The 14,438-nt window shown below is 73.2% G+C and carries 13 protein-coding genes; 4 read left to right on the top strand and 9 right to left on the bottom strand.

From position 1 onward, the window contains the following. The first annotated feature begins 89 nt into the window (after nt 1–89). Nucleotides 90–971 (top strand): methylglyoxal synthase, encoded by an 882-nt coding sequence (locus EIM48_RS05285; RefSeq protein ID WP_019399287.1) that lies wholly within the window; start codon nt 90–92, stop codon nt 969–971. Further along, on the top strand, nt 971–1,738 hold the full coding sequence (locus tag EIM48_RS05280; protein ID WP_028915727.1) for an NRDE family protein: 768 nt from the start codon (nt 971–973) through the stop codon (nt 1,736–1,738). Before EIM48_RS05285 ends, EIM48_RS05280 begins: the two co-directional genes overlap by 1 nt. 268 nt (nt 1,739–2,006) lie before the next feature. Here EIM48_RS05280 and bphP read toward each other — a convergent pair whose 3' ends face one another. Together bphP and EIM48_RS05270 are read right to left on the bottom strand one after the other, a co-directional pair. After that, complete coding sequence (gene bphP, locus EIM48_RS05275) at nt 2,007–3,899, bottom strand: bacteriophytochrome BphP (protein ID WP_125111207.1); 1,893 nt, start codon at nt 3,897–3,899, stop codon at nt 2,007–2,009. Next, complete coding sequence (locus EIM48_RS05270; protein WP_125111206.1) at nt 3,896–4,537, bottom strand: biliverdin-producing heme oxygenase; 642 nt, start codon at nt 4,535–4,537, stop codon at nt 3,896–3,898. The genes bphP and EIM48_RS05270 overlap by 4 nt, the downstream gene beginning before the upstream one ends. 139 nt (nt 4,538–4,676) lie before the next feature. On the opposite strand from EIM48_RS05270, the gene EIM48_RS05265 reads away from it, so the two are divergent. Then, the gene (locus EIM48_RS05265; RefSeq protein WP_037035195.1) at nt 4,677–5,162 is read left to right on the top strand and encodes a PepSY domain-containing protein; all 486 of its coding nucleotides are present in this window, start codon (nt 4,677–4,679) and stop codon (nt 5,160–5,162) included. Between the two features lie 36 nt (nt 5,163–5,198). Here EIM48_RS05265 and EIM48_RS05260 read toward each other — a convergent pair whose 3' ends face one another. The 6 genes from EIM48_RS05260 to folE all read right to left on the bottom strand — a co-directional run bounded on the left by EIM48_RS05260 (nt 5,199) and on the right by folE (nt 11,030). Next, a complete protein-coding gene (locus tag EIM48_RS05260; RefSeq protein WP_125111205.1) occupies nt 5,199–6,428 on the bottom strand; it encodes a TCR/Tet family MFS transporter in 1,230 nt (409 codons plus the stop codon). Nucleotides 6,429–6,534: 106 nt separating this feature from the next. Continuing rightward, nucleotides 6,535–7,476, bottom strand: a complete 942-nt coding sequence (locus tag EIM48_RS05255; protein ID WP_233581634.1) for a D-hexose-6-phosphate mutarotase — start codon at nt 7,474–7,476, stop codon at nt 6,535–6,537. A 187-nt stretch (nt 7,477–7,663) separates the two neighbouring features. Next, a complete protein-coding gene (egtD, locus tag EIM48_RS05250; RefSeq protein WP_125109206.1) occupies nt 7,664–8,632 on the bottom strand; it encodes an L-histidine N(alpha)-methyltransferase in 969 nt (322 codons plus the stop codon). Nucleotides 8,633–8,659: 27 nt separating this feature from the next. Continuing rightward, nucleotides 8,660–9,958, bottom strand: a complete 1,299-nt coding sequence (gene egtB / locus EIM48_RS05245) for an ergothioneine biosynthesis protein EgtB (RefSeq protein WP_125111204.1) — start codon at nt 9,956–9,958, stop codon at nt 8,660–8,662. A gap of 78 nt (nt 9,959–10,036) precedes the next feature. Then, nucleotides 10,037–10,432 carry a YchJ family protein gene (locus EIM48_RS05240; protein WP_125111203.1) on the bottom strand — a complete coding sequence of 132 codons (396 nt, stop codon included), beginning with the start codon at nt 10,430–10,432 and terminating at the stop codon, nt 10,037–10,039. Nucleotides 10,433–10,436: 4 nt separating this feature from the next. Further along, on the bottom strand, nt 10,437–11,030 hold the full coding sequence (folE, locus tag EIM48_RS05235) for a GTP cyclohydrolase I FolE (protein ID WP_019399297.1): 594 nt from the start codon (nt 11,028–11,030) through the stop codon (nt 10,437–10,439). 199 nt (nt 11,031–11,229) lie between these two features. Here folE and EIM48_RS05230 point away from each other — a divergent pair, with 199 nt between their 5' ends. Then, entirely contained in the window at nt 11,230–13,140 is a 1,911-nt protein-coding gene (locus EIM48_RS05230; protein WP_233581633.1) for an EAL domain-containing protein, read from the top strand. A 3-nt stretch (nt 13,141–13,143) separates the two neighbouring features. Here EIM48_RS05230 and EIM48_RS05225 read toward each other — a convergent pair whose 3' ends face one another. Beyond that, nucleotides 13,144–14,289 carry an alpha/beta hydrolase gene (locus EIM48_RS05225; RefSeq protein ID WP_125111202.1) on the bottom strand — a complete coding sequence of 382 codons (1,146 nt, stop codon included), beginning with the start codon at nt 14,287–14,289 and terminating at the stop codon, nt 13,144–13,146. Nucleotides 14,290–14,438 lie beyond the last annotated feature (149 nt).

The following is a 14,438-nucleotide window of genomic DNA, read 5'->3' as shown; positions in this document are numbered from 1 at the left end:
GGGGACCGGCAGCGAGGCGGACACGCGCCAACTGATTCCGCTCCGACCCCGGCTAGACTTGCGGCATCCACCACCGGGGAGTGCCGCCTATGCGCATGGGTCTTGCCGCCAACCGCCTGCACCACGCCACCGAGGACGCCGCGCTGTTCCGCTGGCTGCGCGCCAGTGGCCAGGGCATCCGCGAGCTGGGGCTGGAACTGCACGCCGTCGGCCGCACCCATGACGCCATCGTCGCCGCCGGCATGCTGGCCGGCTACGCAGGCCTCAAGCGCTATCCCTACGGCCGCGACGGCGGGCTGATGAAGCTGGTGGCCGAGGTCGTGGGCATGGAGGGCGATGCGCGCACCCTGGACGGGGCGATCTACCTGATCGACCCGGTCGATCCGTCCTCGGTGTTCCCCGAGGCGATCGCGCTCAAGCGCCAGTGCGTGATCCACGGCAAGCCCTTCATCTCCACCGTGGCCAGCGCGCGCGACTGGATCGAGGTCGAGCGCATCCATGCCGGGCTGGCGCCGGATCCGGGCGCCGACCACTTCCACGCCTTCGAGTCGCAGACCCTGGCGCTGATCGCGCACGACGCGATGAAGCCGCAGATGCTGGCCTTCGCCGCCGAGAACTACGACGTGCTGTCGCGTTTCCGCCGCCGCGTGGCCACCGGCACCACCGGCCAGCGCCTCAACGAGATGGCCTGGAGCCGCGGCTGGCCGCAGGACACGCCCTGGGTGCACCGCTTCCTCAGCGGCCCGATGGGTGGCGACGCCCAGATCGCCGACCTGGTGCTGGAGCGCCGCTGCCAGCGCGCGGTGTTCTTCGAGGACCCGCACGTGGCGCGCCAGCACGAGGCCGACATCCAGCTGCTGGAGCGCGCGGTGACCACGGTCACCGACGAGGCGGTGTGCATCACCTCGCCGGCGGTGGCGGCGCGCTGGATCGCCGCGGTACGCAAGCGGCAGGCGCTGAGGCCGGCCTGATGTGCGTCGTCGCCTTCGCCTGGGACGCGCATCCGCGCTGGCGGCTGGTGCTGGCCGGCAACCGCGACGAGTTCCATGCACGCCCGACCGCGGCGCTGGCGCGTTGGGAGGATGCGCCGGGCATCGTTGCCGGGCGCGACCTCGAGGCTGGAGGTACCTGGCTGGGCGTGGACGATGCCGGACGCTGCGCGCTGGTGACCAACGTGCGCGACCTGCGCGCGCCGCAGGACGGGCTTTCGCGCGGCCTGCTGGCCAGCGACTGGCTGCGCGGCAGCCAGGATGCCGATGGCGCCTCGCGCGACCTGCTCCCGTGCGCTGGTACCTATCGCCCCTTCAACCTGCTGCTGGCCGATCGCCGACACTGCACGTGGACCAGCAACCGGCCGGCGCCGCGGCGCGCCGTGGTCGGGCCCGGCGTGCACACGCTTTCCAATGCGGCACTGGATTCGACCTGGCCGAAGGCCATGGCACTCGGTTCGCGCCTGCAGGCATGGCTGGATGCCGGCGGCGATGGCGGCAACCTCGCGCCCCTGTTCGACGCGCTGGCCGACGACCGTATCCATCCGGACGAAGCGCTGCCGGACACCGGCATCGGCCTGGAGCGCGAGCGCTGGCTGTCGGCCGCCTTCATCCGCGGCGCCGAATACGGCACCCGCGCCAGCACCGTGGTGTTGCTGGCGCGCGACGGCGGCGGCCTGATCGTCGAACGGCGCTGGGGGCCGATGGGTGCAGCGCTGGGCGAGACGCGGATGGAGCTGGCTTCGTAGCCCAGCCAAGGCCGGAGGCGCATCGCGCCCCTGCGCGGTTGAAACGCGACAACACCCGGGCCGTCGCCACGGCCCCGCACCGTTGAAGCGCGACGCTTCGGCTTGCGCAGCCGGCCAAGGCCGGAGGCCGCACGCCCGCACCCGGGAAAGGCATCGGCGCCCCGCCCTCTCCCACGGGAAGCGGGAACCCGGCTGCGCTTCGCCTACCCGGGCTACGTATACGCGCTCCGCGGTAACGTCACAGCGCGTGGCGGCGCCCCTGCCCTGGTTACGGCCCGCCCGCCGGGCGCAGCTGCAGCAGCCAGTGCGCGCCGGTTTCGGGCAGGGGTTCGAACTCGAAGATCCATGGCGTGCGACGGCCGTCCTCGCCGCACAGGGGCAGCAGTTCGCGCAGCGGTTCGCCCCTGGCCAGGCGGCCTTCCAGGTCGCTTTCGGCGATCGCGGCGGCCAGCGCCGGGTCGAGTTCGCGCAGGTCCAGGCCCAGCGCGGCCGAGGCCACGGTGCCGCTGGCGCGGGCGAAGGCCGGGTTGACGAACACCAGGCGGCTGCGCGGCGGTTCGCCGGTGCGTTCGATGATGGCCACGCCGTGGCGCATGCGCGCCAGGGTCGCCTCCAGCAGTACCAGGTCCTGGCGGTCGCGCTTGCGCTCCATCAGTTCGATCAGCACGCGCAGGCTGCGCGCCGAGTCCAGGTGCAGCGGCGACCAGGCGCGCGAGCGGCCACGCACGGTGTCCTGCCACAGCTCGAAGCTCTTGCGCGGCGACAGCCGGCCGGGGATGTCCTCCAGCTTGGCCAGCTGCGGGTTGCCGGCCCAGTTCACCGTGCGCACCTGCTCGCGCCGGGTCCACAGCAGGGCGCTGCGCGCCTGTGGTTGAAGCGGCACGTAGATGAAGCCGGCGGCATCGGGCGCCAGGTCGCCCAGTTCGGGGAACAGGGCGCCGATCTCGGACACGTGCAGGATGCCGGAGTGGTCGGTCTCGCGGCGCACCCCGGGGCTGGTCTCCAGCGCGGCGCGGATGCGGCGCAGGCCGGCCTCGTCCGGGGTGTGGCCGAGGCGGCTGAGCTGCTCGCCATGGAACACCGCCACGCCGTCGGCGTCGACCACGTCCAGCAGGTCGCCGGCCAGGTCGGTGAGCAGTTCCGGGGTGAAGCCCTCGGCCTCGGAGAAGGCGGTGATCAGCTTCTCGCGCACGGTCAGCAGCGACAGCTCCACCTCCGCGCGCGCGATCGCCTCCAGGCTGCCCACGCGCGCGGCCAGGGCCTGGCTCACCGCCTCGCAGGCCTCGCGCACGGTCTGGTCGACGAAGCGCGGCTGGTAGTGGTGGCAGGCGACCAGGCCCCACAGGCGGTCGTTGACCACCAGCGAGGTGACCAGGGTCGCGGCCACGCCCATGTTCGAAAGGTATTCGCAGTGCACCGGCGAGACGCTGCGCAGGGCGGCGTCGCTGAGGTCCAGCGGCTGGCCGTCGCGCGGGTCCAGCGCCGGCTCCACCGGCACCGGGGTGTAGCCCACGTCCACGATCTGGCGGATGCGGGTGCGCAGGTACAGCGCGCGCGCCTGCGCGGGGATGTCGCTGGCCGGGTAGTGCAGGCCCAGGTAGCTCTCCAGGCCGGGACGGCGCACCTCGGCGATCACGTCGCCGTGCCATTCCTCGTCGAAGCGGTAGACCATCACCCGGTCGTAGCCGGCCAGCGCGCGGATTTCGGCGGCGGCGTGGCGCGCGGCCTCGGCGATGTCCGGGGCGCGGTCGATCTCGCGCTGCGCGCGCAGGGCATCGCCCAGCGCCAGGGACTGCGCGCCCTGGGCCGGTTCCAGTTCCAGCAGCCAGCGCTGCGGGTACAGGTGCCAGGCGGCGGTCCAACGCGACAGGCCGGTGCGCACCACGGTGCACGGCGCATGCGCCAGGTGCACCGCCTGCTCCACCGGGCGCAGCGCCGCGGCCTGCGCCGGCGCCAGCTGCAGCAGTTCTTCCCAGCGCTGGCCCTGCACCTGGCCCTGGCCGCCGAGCAGCTCGGCGGCGGCATTGGCGCTGGCCTGCAGCACGCGGCCGTCGGCCGGGTCGACCACCAGCAGGATGCCGTGCGGCTGGATCGAACCGGGGATGTGGATCGGCTCGCGCGCGCAGGCGTCGAGGTCCGGCGCTTCGGGGGCAAGGCTCATGCGGGAACGGTTCCTGCGTCGTCGCGGACGACGCTGTTGCGGGCCAGCTGGCCATGGAAGTGGGTGAACATCGCCTGCGCGCCGGCGACCGCACGGGCGCGGCGGCCGGCATCCGGCAGCGCCTGTTCCAAGGCGGCGCGGAACGCCGGCCAGCCGGGGCCTTCGGCGGATTCGAAGTGGCGCACCGCGGCGCCCACCCCGGGCAGATGCGCGCGCAGGTGGCGGGCGATCAGTTGCCCGCCCAGGGCCGAGCCCTCGACCACGTAGAGCATGCCCCAGGCCTCGGCCTCGCAGCCCGCGACCGGTCCCGGCACCTGCCCGGTATCGGGACGCACGCCCAGTGCCATCAGGTCGTAGCGCAGGCCCTCGGCACGCGGACGCCAGGGCCAGGCCAGCGCCTGCAGGCGCGCGGCATTGGCCTGTTCCCAGCCGGCGTGGATGCGCAGCAGCGCCTGCAGCACCTCGGCCACGATGTCCTCGTCGACCGCCGGCGACATCAACGCCGCCATCAGCGGCACCGACTCGACCTGCGCGTGCAGGCCTGCGGTGGCAGCCTGCAGGGTGCGCCACGCGGCGTCCTCGCGCGGCCGGCCGGGCGCGGCGCCGGGGCCGTCGGGAAGCGGGGTGGTTCCATCCATGGGGTGCAGCCTAGCAAAAGCAGCGCGGGCCACGACGCGTTCACCGCGCTGAACGCCGGCGGCGTCAGAACCTTGCCGTTCACCCGCCACTGAGCCGCGGCGCGGCAGGGTGCAGCCACACCCGAAGCAGGAGACTGCGATGAAGCGTACCGCCCGCCTTTACTTCCCCGCGATGGTCGCCCTGGCGCTGGCGCTGCCGGCCACCGCGCAGCAGACCGACCAGGCCAAGCCGGCCAATGCACCGGGCGCCGAGCGCCAGCAGGCCGCCAGCCAGGCCCTGACCGAGGTCCAGGTACGCGCGCTGCTGGCCAGCGCCGGCTACACCCGGATCAACGACGTGGAGTTCGACGACGGCATGTGGGAAGCCGACGCCACCAGCGCCGACGGCAAGCGGGTCGACGTGCGGGTGGACGCCGAGGGCCGCATCCATGCCGATGACCAGGTGTCCAGCCTCAGCGCCGAGGACGTGAAGGCGCGCCTGGCCGCCGCCGGCTACTCGAAGATCCACGACGTGGACTTCGACGACGGCATCTGGAAGGCGGAGGGCGAGCGCAAGGACGGGCAGAAGGTCGAGCTACGCGTCGACCCGAAGGATGGCCGCATCCTCAACGTCGAGAACGACTGATCCACCGGCGTGGCCACCTTCGGGTGGCCGCGCCGCTTATTCCGCAGGCGGGTGCGCGTAACGCCAGCCGACCGCGAACGCCGCGCCCAGCAGCAGCGCCGCCAGCAGCCACGGCGCGCCCGGCAGGTGCGCCGGTGTGCGCTCGCCGATGAACAGCGCGAACACGCTGGTGAACAGCACCGGGCCGACGATGCCGGCCAGGCTCACCAGGCTCATCAGCGCGCCCTGGATGCGGCCTTGGGCTTCCGGCCCGACCTGGCGGGTGATCAGCGCCTGCGTGGCCGGCGAGGCCAGCGCCCACAGTGCGCTGACCGGCAGCGCCAGCAGGAACAGCCAGGGCGTGCCGGCAAAGCCGTAGATCGCGAAACCGGTCACGCCGCAGCCCAGGCCCAGCAGCAGCGTGCGGCGCTCGCCCAGGCCGCGCACCACGCGCCCGACCAGCAGGGCGTTGACGATGATGCTCATCACGCCCACGCCGGCCAGCACCCAGCCCACTTCGCGCGGGCCCCAGGCGAAACGGTACTCGGCGAACAGCACGAACACGCTGGGATAGACGTAGTGCGCCAGGTTGGCCAGCAGCACCACCGCGGCCAGGCCGAACACCTGCGGGTAGCTGCGCAGCAGCACCATCGCCCCGAACGGGTTGGCATGGGCCAGGTCGAAGCGCGCCGTGCGCCGTTCCGGCGGCAGCGATTCGGGCAGCACGAACACGCCGTAGAGGAAGTTCAGCAGCGCCAGCCCGGCGGCGAACCAGAACGGCAGGCGCAGGTCGATCCCGCCCAGCCAGCCGCCGATCATCGGCCCGACCACGAAGCCCAGGCCGAAGGCGGCGCCAATCATGCCGTAGCTCCTGGCCCTGCGCTCGGGCGGGGTCACGTCGGCAATGTAGGCGTTGGCGGTGGTGAAGCTGGCCGAGGCCACGCCGGAGATGATGCGCGCCACCAGCAGCATGGCCAGCGAGGTGGACAGGGCCATGACCACGAAGTCCAGGCCCAGGCCCAGGCACGAGACCAGGATCACCGGACGCCGGCCGTAGCGGTCCGACAACGCGCCCTGCACCGGGGTGGACAGGAACTGCACCGCGGCAAACACCATGCCGAAGATGCCGACCCAGTGCGCCGCGGCCGCAAGGTCGCCACCGGTGAACTCCTGCACCAGATGCGGCAGCACCGGGATGATCACGCCGAACGACAGCACGTCGATCAGCACGGTGACGAAGATGAAGACCAGCGCGGCCGTGCGCCGGTGGGAAGCGATTGGACTCACGCGGGGTGGCCGGCTGGAGACAGGCGCGCATTATCGGGCAGACGCCGCGCGGGCGCGCGGCGATGGGTGCCGACAACCACGCAGGCACGCACGCGGCCGGCCCCGGTCAAAGCGGCTGCACGGCGATGGCCTGCACCAGCGCGTGCGCCTGCCCGGGCGCCAGAGCGACCAGGTCCGGTCCTGCATTGGCCGCCTCCACGCACAGGAACTGGCGCCAGTGCGGGCCGACGTCGGCCATCTTCGCCGCCGCCTGCGCGCCGGGATTCCACACCACCGCGCTGCGACCGCCCTCCACCTGCAGTTCGATCGCGCGGCCCAGGCCCGGATCGACCAGGCGGTAGCGGCCGCCGGCGGCGGGATAGGTGCGGTCGCTGCGGCCGGGGTCGCGCGGATCGGCCAGGATCCAGTCGCCGTGCTGGGCGTGGGCGCGGTAGCCGTCGTTCTTGTCCAAGTAGGTGCGCCCGTCCAGGCCCTCGACCCGTACCTGCTCCACGTCGGCGACGCGGAAGTAGTTGTGCAGCGCCTCGGTGAAGACCACCGGCGCGCTGCCGGCGTTGGTGGTCAGCAGCGCCTGGCGCAGGTGGCGGCCGACGTGGACCTCGGTGCGCAGGCGCAGGTCAAGGCCCTGCAGCGCCGGCGGCTCCAGCACCACGGTGATGCCACCGTCCGCGGCGCGTGCCTCCACCAGTTTCCATGGCAGGGTGCGCACGAAGCCGTGCGAGGGCACGTCGTCGCCCTGGCCCTCGCGGCCGAAGAACGGCCAGCACACCGGGGTGCCGCCGCGGATCGGCGTGGGCAGTTCCGCGCGCAGCGGCGACAGCCAGAACACGTCCTGGCCGCCGCGCGGCACGTACGACAGCACCTGGCCGCCGAACAGCGCGATCGCCGCGCTGGCGTGCGGGGTTTCCACCAGCACCGCGTCCAGGCCCTCGAACCGGCCCAGGCGTACGCCAGGTACATCGATGGCCGTGTCGCTGGCGGTAGTGGCGGGCGACTGCTGCCAGGCGGCGAAGTCGGGAGGCATGCCGAAGACGGTGGGACTGGTCACGGTGGTAGCGGTCGCTGTGGGAGGGGCGGGCGCCGCGTCCGGCAGCGGCGCACGCGCCTCCGGCCCGCTGCAGGCGGTTGCCAGCAGGCAGCACAGGACCAGGCGGATGCGGGACGTCGCTCGGCTCATGCGGTATGCGGACGTGGAATCCGCTGCATGATAGCCGGCGCACGTGGCCTGCCCTCGGTCAACGCGCGGCCTGGCGCAGCAGGCGCAGGCCGAAACCCTCCGGCTCGCCACCCCAGCCGTCGACCACCTCCAGCCCAGCGCGCGCGGCCAGCGCGGAGAAGCCCCGGTCGGTGTACTTGTGGCTGTACTCGACCTCGATCGCCTCGCCCTCGGCGAAGTCGAACGCCAGGCCGGCCACGTGCACCCGCTGCGGCCGCAGGCTCACCAGGCGGGTCTCGATGCGCTCGCGCTGCGGGACGTAGCGGGCGTCATGGGCGAAGCCGGACAGGTCGAAGTCCGCGGCCAGCTCGCGGTTGAGCCGCACCAGCAGGTTGAGGGTGAACTCGGCGGTGACCCCGGCGGCGTCGTTGTACGCGGCCTCCAGCAGCGCCGGGTCCTTGACCAGGTCGATGCCCACCAGCGCGCGCCCGTCGCGGCCGATGGTCTCGCGCATCGCAGCCAGCAGCCGCACCGCCTCGGCCTCGACGAAGTTGCCCAGGGTCGAGCCGGGGAAGAACACCAGGGTGCGGGCCGGCGCGCGCGGTGGCGGCGGCAAGCGCAGCGGGCGGGTGAAGTCGGCCTGCAGCGGCAGCATCGCCACCCCGGGGAAGCGCGGGCGCAGGCGCGCCACGCAGGCTTCCAGCGCCGCCGGCGAGATCTCCACCGGGGTGTAGGCCAGCGGCGCGCGCAGCCCGGCCAGCAGGCGCTCGGTCTTCAGGCCGCTGCCACTGCCGTACTCGACCACGTGCACGCCGGCGCCGACCGCCGCCGCGATGCCTGGCATGTGCGTGGCCAGCAGGGCCAGCTCGACCCGGGTGAGGTAGTACTCCGGCTGCCGGGTGATGGCCTCGAACAGGGCCGAGCCGCGGGCGTCGTAGAAGTACTTGGAAGCGAGCCTCCGCGGCCGCGTGGCCAGTCCGTCCAGCACGTCGCCGAGCAGGGTGGGATCGACGGGATCGTGGCGGTGGGCGGCGGCGGCAGGGGTCATCGAGGCTCCGGGATCGTTGCGTTCCGCTCAGGCGCGCGCCAGGTCGCGGGCCAGGCGCAGGCCCGAGAACTGCCAGCGCGCGTGCGGGGGGAAGAAGTTGCGGTAGCTGGCGCGGACGTGGCCGCGCGGGGTGGCGCAACTGCCGCCACGCAGCACGAACTGGCCACTCATGAACTTGGCGTTGTACTCGCCGGTGTCGTCCTGCCAGGGACGGAAGCCGGGATAGGCGAGGTAGGCGCTGCACGTCCATTCCCAGGCGTCGCCGTACAGCTGCAGCGGCCCCTGGCCGGCCCCGGCCGATGGCGGGCACGGCTCCAGCACGCCGTCGTCGGCGAAGTGCCCGTCCGGCGGCAGCTGGCGCGCGGCGTGTTCCCATTCGGCCTCGGTCGGCAGGCGCGCGCCGGCCCAGCGGGCGAAGGCGTCGGCCTCGTAATAGCTGAGGTGGCAGACCGGCGCGTGCGGGGCCAGCGCGCGCAGGCCGCCCAGGGTGAAGGCCTGCTCCAGGTCCGGCTCCCAGTACAGCGGGCGCTCCCAGCCCTCGGCCTGCACCCGTGCCCAGCCGTCGCTGAGCCACAGCCGTGGATCGCGATAGCCGCCGTCCTCCACGAACTGACGGTACTCGGCGTTGCTCACCGGCCGGCTGGCCAGCGCGTGCGGCGCCAGCAGCACGCGGTGCATGGGGGACTCGTTGTCGTAGGCGAAGTCCGGCGCCTGCGGCCAGGCCGGGGCGCCGATCTCCACCACCTGCTCGCCGCTGCCGATCCAGTGCAGCGGCAACGCGGAGGCGGGGCGCGCGGCCGGATCCGGCAGGTCCGGGCGGTAGGCCGGGCGCAGCGGCTGGCTCCACAGCGCGTGCTTGAGGTCGGTCAGCAGCAGCTCCTGGTGCTGCTGCTCGTGGTGCAGGCCCAGCTCCAGCCGGCGCAGCTGCGCCGGCGCCAGGGTGCCGGCCTTGAGCAGGCGCAGCACACGCGCGTCCACCGCCTCGCGCCAGGCCAGCACCGCAGCCAGCGACGGCCGCGACAGCAGCCCGCGCTGCGGCCGCGGCTGGCGCGGGCCGGCGCTGTCGTAGTAGCTGTTGAACAGGTAGTGCCAGTGCGGCTGCAGCGGCTCCAGGCCCGCCGGGGCCAGCACGAAGTGCTCGAAGAACCAGGTGGTGTGGGCCAGGTGCCATTTGGCCGGGCTGGCGTCGGCCATGCTCTGCAGCATGGCGTCCTCGGGCGACAGCGGCGCAGCCAGGGCCACGCTGGCGGCACGTACGGCGGCGTAGCGGGCGGCCGTGGCCTGGCAGTGGCGGGCGGGGATGGCGACTTGGGTGGCCAGGTCCATCGCGGCACGCTAGCCGGGCGCCCATGAGCGCGGCGTCAGGGAAGCGTTAGGCGGATGCGGAGAGTGAGGGACCCGCGTTCACGAGACGTCGCCGTCGACGTAGTACCAGCGGCCGCCCTCGCGCACGAAGCGGCTGCGCTCGGTCATGCGCACGGCGGGGCGGCCGCCGGCACGGTAGCGGGCGACGAACTCGACCTCGGCGCGGTCGCCGGCGGCGCGGTGGGACTTGATGGCCAGGCCCAGCCAGACCACGCGCAGGCCGTCCGGATCGTCCATGTCCAGCGCGGTCGGGCGAGTGGAGGGGTGCCAGGTGGCGCGCAGGTAGTCCGGCAGGCCCAGCACGTAGGCGCTGTAGCGCGAGCGCATCAGCGCCAGCGCGTCCGGGGCCGGTTCGCCCGTGTGCCAGCGGCCGCAGCAGGCCTCGTAGGGCCGGCCGGTGCCGCAGGGGCAGTCGCGGGTCTCCAGCGCGGCCATGGCCTCAGCGCCGGCCCTCGATGAAGCGCAGGAACTCCGAGCGGGTGCGCGCGTCCTCGCGGAAGCTGCCCAGCATGCACGAGGTCACCATGCTCACCCCGCGCTTGTGCACGCCGCGGGTGGTCATGCACTCGTGCGCGCCGACCACGACCACGCCCACGCCCTGCGGCTGCAGCACGTCCTGGATGGTGTGGGCGATCTGCGCGGTCATCTTCTCCTGCACCTGGAAGCGGCGCGCGTAGGCGTCCACCACCCGGGCCAGCTTGCTGATGCCCACGACCTTGCCCGCCGGCAGGTAGCCCACGTGGACCCGGCCGATGATCGGGGCCATGTGGTGCTCGCAGTGGCTTTCGTACTCGATGTCGCGCAGCACGATCATCTCGTCGTAGCCGGCCACCTCCTCGAAGGTGCGGGCCAGGTACTCGCGCGGGTCCTCGCGGTAGCCACTGAACCAGTCGCCGTAGGCCTCGGCCACCCGCCGCGGGGTGTCCAGCAGGCCCTCGCGGCCGGGGTCCTCGCCCGCCCAGCGCAGCAGGGTGCGCACGGCCTCCTCGGCCTGCTCCCGGGTGACGGCGGGGGTGGGGGAACTGGAAGTCATGGGCGGCGATACGGTCCGGGGGAGGTGGAAATCGTACCCGACCGGCCGCCGCCCCGCCCCCGCTCAACTTTCACCGGCCGCCGCCGCTCTATCCGGGGACCACACGCCCTCGCCGAGCAGTCGCGGCGCGCGGGGGCCCAAGGCCGGGAGCCACATGCCACCAGCAGGACCCATCGCCAGGCTGCGGGAGCTGATCCCAGTGACGTCGGGTGACCCGGCGTTGCTGAAGGCGCAGTACCGCGCGTTCGCCGGCCAACTCCCGCTCATGTACGCGCTGCTGGTCGCCAATACCTGGCTGCTGGCCTGGACCCACATGGCCCACGCCCCGCCCTGGCTGACCGTGGGCGCGCCGGCGCTGCTGACCCTCAGCTGCCTGGTCCGCTTCGCGCAGTGGTGGCGCGGGCGCGGCCAGGTCCCGGACCCGGCCCAGGCCCGCCGCGCGCTGGTCTGGAGCACCCGCCTGGCCTGGCCGCTGGCGCTGGCGTTCACCCTCTGGGCGCTGGCCCTGTTCCCGTACGGGGACGCCTACGCGCGCTCGCACGTGGCCTTCTACATGGCCACGTCCGCCACCGTGATCCAGCTGTACATGATGCACCTGCGCCCGGCGATGCTGGGGGTGGCGATCATCTTCAACGGTGGCTTCGTCCTGTTCTTCGCCACCACCGGGGAGCCGACCTTCGTGGCCATGGCCCTGGGCGTGGCGCTGATGACCTTCGGCGTGGTCTCCACCCTGCTGCGCCAGTACCGGCGCTTCACCGCCCTGGTCGGCGCGCGCCTGCACGCCGAGCGGCTGGGCGCGGAGAACCTGCGCCTGGCCAACATCGACAGCCTCACCCGGCTGCCCAACCGGCGCGCCTTCTTCGCCACGCTCACCGAGGCCTGCGCGCGCGCCGACGCCAATGGCACGCGCCTGGCGGTGGGCATCATCGACCTGGACGGGTTCAAGCCGATCAACGACCTGCACGGCCACCTGGCCGGCGACCGCCTGCTGCGCCAGGTCGGCCGGCGCCTGGCCAAGCTGGCCGACGGCCGCGTGCACCTGGCGCGCCTGGGCGGCGACGAGTTTGCGCTGATCGCCGAGGACCTGGGTGACGACGCCGCCTACGTGGCCTTCGCCCGCGACGTCTGCGCGCAGCTGCGCGAGCCCTTCCAGCTTCAGGACATGGCGCTGCAGGTCACCGCGACCATGGGCCTGGTGCTGTACCCGAACCTGGCCGGACACGCCGAGGACCTGTACGAGCGCGCCGACTACGCCCTGTACCACGGCAAGCGCCAGCACCGCGGCGGAGTAAGCCTGTTCTCGGCCGACCACCACCACCGCATCCAGCACGAGGCAGCGATCGAGCAGGCGCTGCGCAACGCCGACCTGGAGGCGCAGCTGTCGGTCGCGTTCCAGCCGATCATGTGCATGGCCACCGGCAAGGCGCTGGCGTTCGAGGCGCTGGCGCGCTGGACCCACCCGCAACTGGGCCCGGTCTCGCCGGCGGACTTCATCCCGGTGGCCGAGCGCGCCGGCCTGGTGCACCGGATCACCCGCATCCTGCTGGGCAAGGCCCTGGCCGAGGCCGCGCACTGGCCGGAACCGGTGGGGTTGTCGTTCAACCTGTCGATGCACGACCTGGGTTCGGGCGAGGACCTGGCGCGGCTGCTGGAGCTGATCGAGCTCAGCGGCGTGCACCCGGCGCGGATCGACATGGAGATCACCGAGACGGCGGTGCTGCACGACACCGCCCAGCTGCAGCGCGCGGCCGGGCAGCTGCGCGGGCTGGGCTGCGGCGTGTCGCTGGACGACTTCGGCACCGGCTTCTCCAGCCTCAGCCAGCTGCTGGCGCTGCCGCTGACCAAGATCAAGATCGACCGCCGCTTCGTCACCGGCATCCCGGACAAGCCCACCAGCATGAAGATCGTGCGCTCGCTGCTGGCGCTGAGCCGCGACATGGAGCTGGGCTGCGTGATCGAGGGGGTGGAGACGCGCGAGGAGCAGGCGGTGTTGCGCGAGCTGGGCGGCAACCTGATGCAGGGCTACCTGTTCGCGCGGCCGATGCCGGCCGAAGCGGTGCGCGCCTGGCTGGAGAGCGCGCAGCGCGCGCCGGCACCCGCCGGCGCCTGAGCCTCAGCGCACGGAGCCGACGCCGGCGCCGTCATTGGCACCGCCCTCCTCGCCGGCGACCGCCAGCGGGCGCACGTGCTGCAGCAGCGCCACCAGGGCATGGCCGGGTTCCTCCCACGGGACCAGGTGCGCGGAGCGCTCGAACCACTCGCCGTGGCGGTAGGGCGCGCGCACCTGCCGCAGCCATTCCTCCGTGGGCTGCGAGGGCGTGGTGTAGTCGTGGCGGCCCATGAACATCACCACCGGGAGCGGGAACTGGCGCACGCCGCGGAAATCGACCTGCAGGAACCCCTCCAGCACCCGGCCCAGGGTGAACAGGCTGCCGGCGTCGATCGCGCAGCGGTCGGCGTCGTCGTAGTCCGGCGACAGCAGGGCGCCGTGGAAGAACCAGCGCGAGTTGTCGCGGAACGCGCTGAGCCCGCCGTAGTGCTGCGCCCACTTGCGCGCGGTGACGATGCGCTCGCGGGTCAGCGGCGCGTCGCCGGGATAGGGGGCGATCGCCTCCATCTCCGCCACCGCCGCGGCATTGCCCTCGGCGCGGGCGCGGGCCAGGCCGTACTCGAAGCTCAGGCGTTCGTTGGTCCGGGCATGGATCACCTGGCCGATGCCGACGTAGGCATGGAACAGGTCCGGCCGCTGCAGCGCGGCGTGCATGCCGACCACCGTGCCCCAGCTGTGCCCGGCCAGCACCAGCTTGCGCTTGCCGTAGCGCTGGCGCAGGTGCTCGGCCAGGGCGATGGCGTCGTCCACGTACTGCTGGATGCGCAGGGTGCCGTCGATCGCCTCCGGCGGGTTGAGCCGGAAGGTGCGGCCGGCGCCGCGCTGGTCGTAGTGGACGACGGTGAAGTACTCCTCCAGCGGGCGCTGGAACTGCCACAGGGTCGGGATCACCGGCGAGGCAGGCCCGCCGTGCACGAACAGCAGCAGCGGGTTGGCGCGGTCCTGGCCGCGCACGTGGACCCAGTGGCGCACGCCGTTGACCGGCACTTCGTACGCCTCCTGCACGCCTTCCGGCGCGACGATGCGCTCCAGCTCGGCGAGCAGTTCGCGCCCCGGGGCGTAGGCCGCGTGGTCGGCGCAGTCCTCCGCCGCGGCGGCGGGGATCCAGGCGGCAAGGCAACCAAGCAGGAGGAGGGCGGCACGATGCATGGGCGGTTCCGGTTCGGCACGGGCCGGCGCGATTGTGGGCAGCCGCCGCCGGCGCGGCATATGCCACAGGTCCCGGGGCGCGTGATCGCCGTCGCTCCGCCATGACCAGGGCCACGGTGCGGCGCGCCCCCCGCATGCAGCAGAATGCG

It is taken from the genome of Pseudoxanthomonas sp. SGNA-20 (assembly GCF_003931635.1).
Taxonomy (GTDB): domain Bacteria; phylum Pseudomonadota; class Gammaproteobacteria; order Xanthomonadales; family Xanthomonadaceae; genus Pseudoxanthomonas.
The sequence above is the reverse complement of the archived record's forward strand: the minus strand, read 5'-3'. Positions and strand labels throughout refer to the sequence as shown.

Bases quoted from the DNA above. Each gene is read 5' to 3' on its own strand.
- EIM48_RS05280 (WP_028915727.1), top strand. From the start codon at position 971: ATGTGCGTCGTCGCCTTCGCCTGGGACGCGCATCCGCGCTGGCGGCTG.
- EIM48_RS05225 (WP_125111202.1), bottom strand. From the start codon at position 14,289: ATGCATCGTGCCGCCCTCCTCCTGCTTGGTTGCCTTGCCGCCTGGATC.
- EIM48_RS05270 (WP_125111206.1), bottom strand. From the start codon at position 4,537: ATGGATGGAACCACCCCGCTTCCCGACGGCCCCGGCGCCGCGCCCGGC.
- egtD (WP_125109206.1), bottom strand. From the start codon at position 8,632: ATGACCCCTGCCGCCGCCGCCCACCGCCACGATCCCGTCGATCCCACC.
- EIM48_RS05265 (WP_037035195.1), top strand. From the start codon at position 4,677: ATGAAGCGTACCGCCCGCCTTTACTTCCCCGCGATGGTCGCCCTGGCG.
- egtB (WP_125111204.1), bottom strand. From the start codon at position 9,958: ATGGACCTGGCCACCCAAGTCGCCATCCCCGCCCGCCACTGCCAGGCC.
- bphP (WP_125111207.1), bottom strand. From the start codon at position 3,899: ATGAGCCTTGCCCCCGAAGCGCCGGACCTCGACGCCTGCGCGCGCGAG.
- EIM48_RS05285 (WP_019399287.1), top strand. From the start codon at position 90: ATGCGCATGGGTCTTGCCGCCAACCGCCTGCACCACGCCACCGAGGAC.
- folE (WP_019399297.1), bottom strand. From the start codon at position 11,030: ATGACTTCCAGTTCCCCCACCCCCGCCGTCACCCGGGAGCAGGCCGAG.
- EIM48_RS05240 (WP_125111203.1), bottom strand. From the start codon at position 10,432: ATGGCCGCGCTGGAGACCCGCGACTGCCCCTGCGGCACCGGCCGGCCC.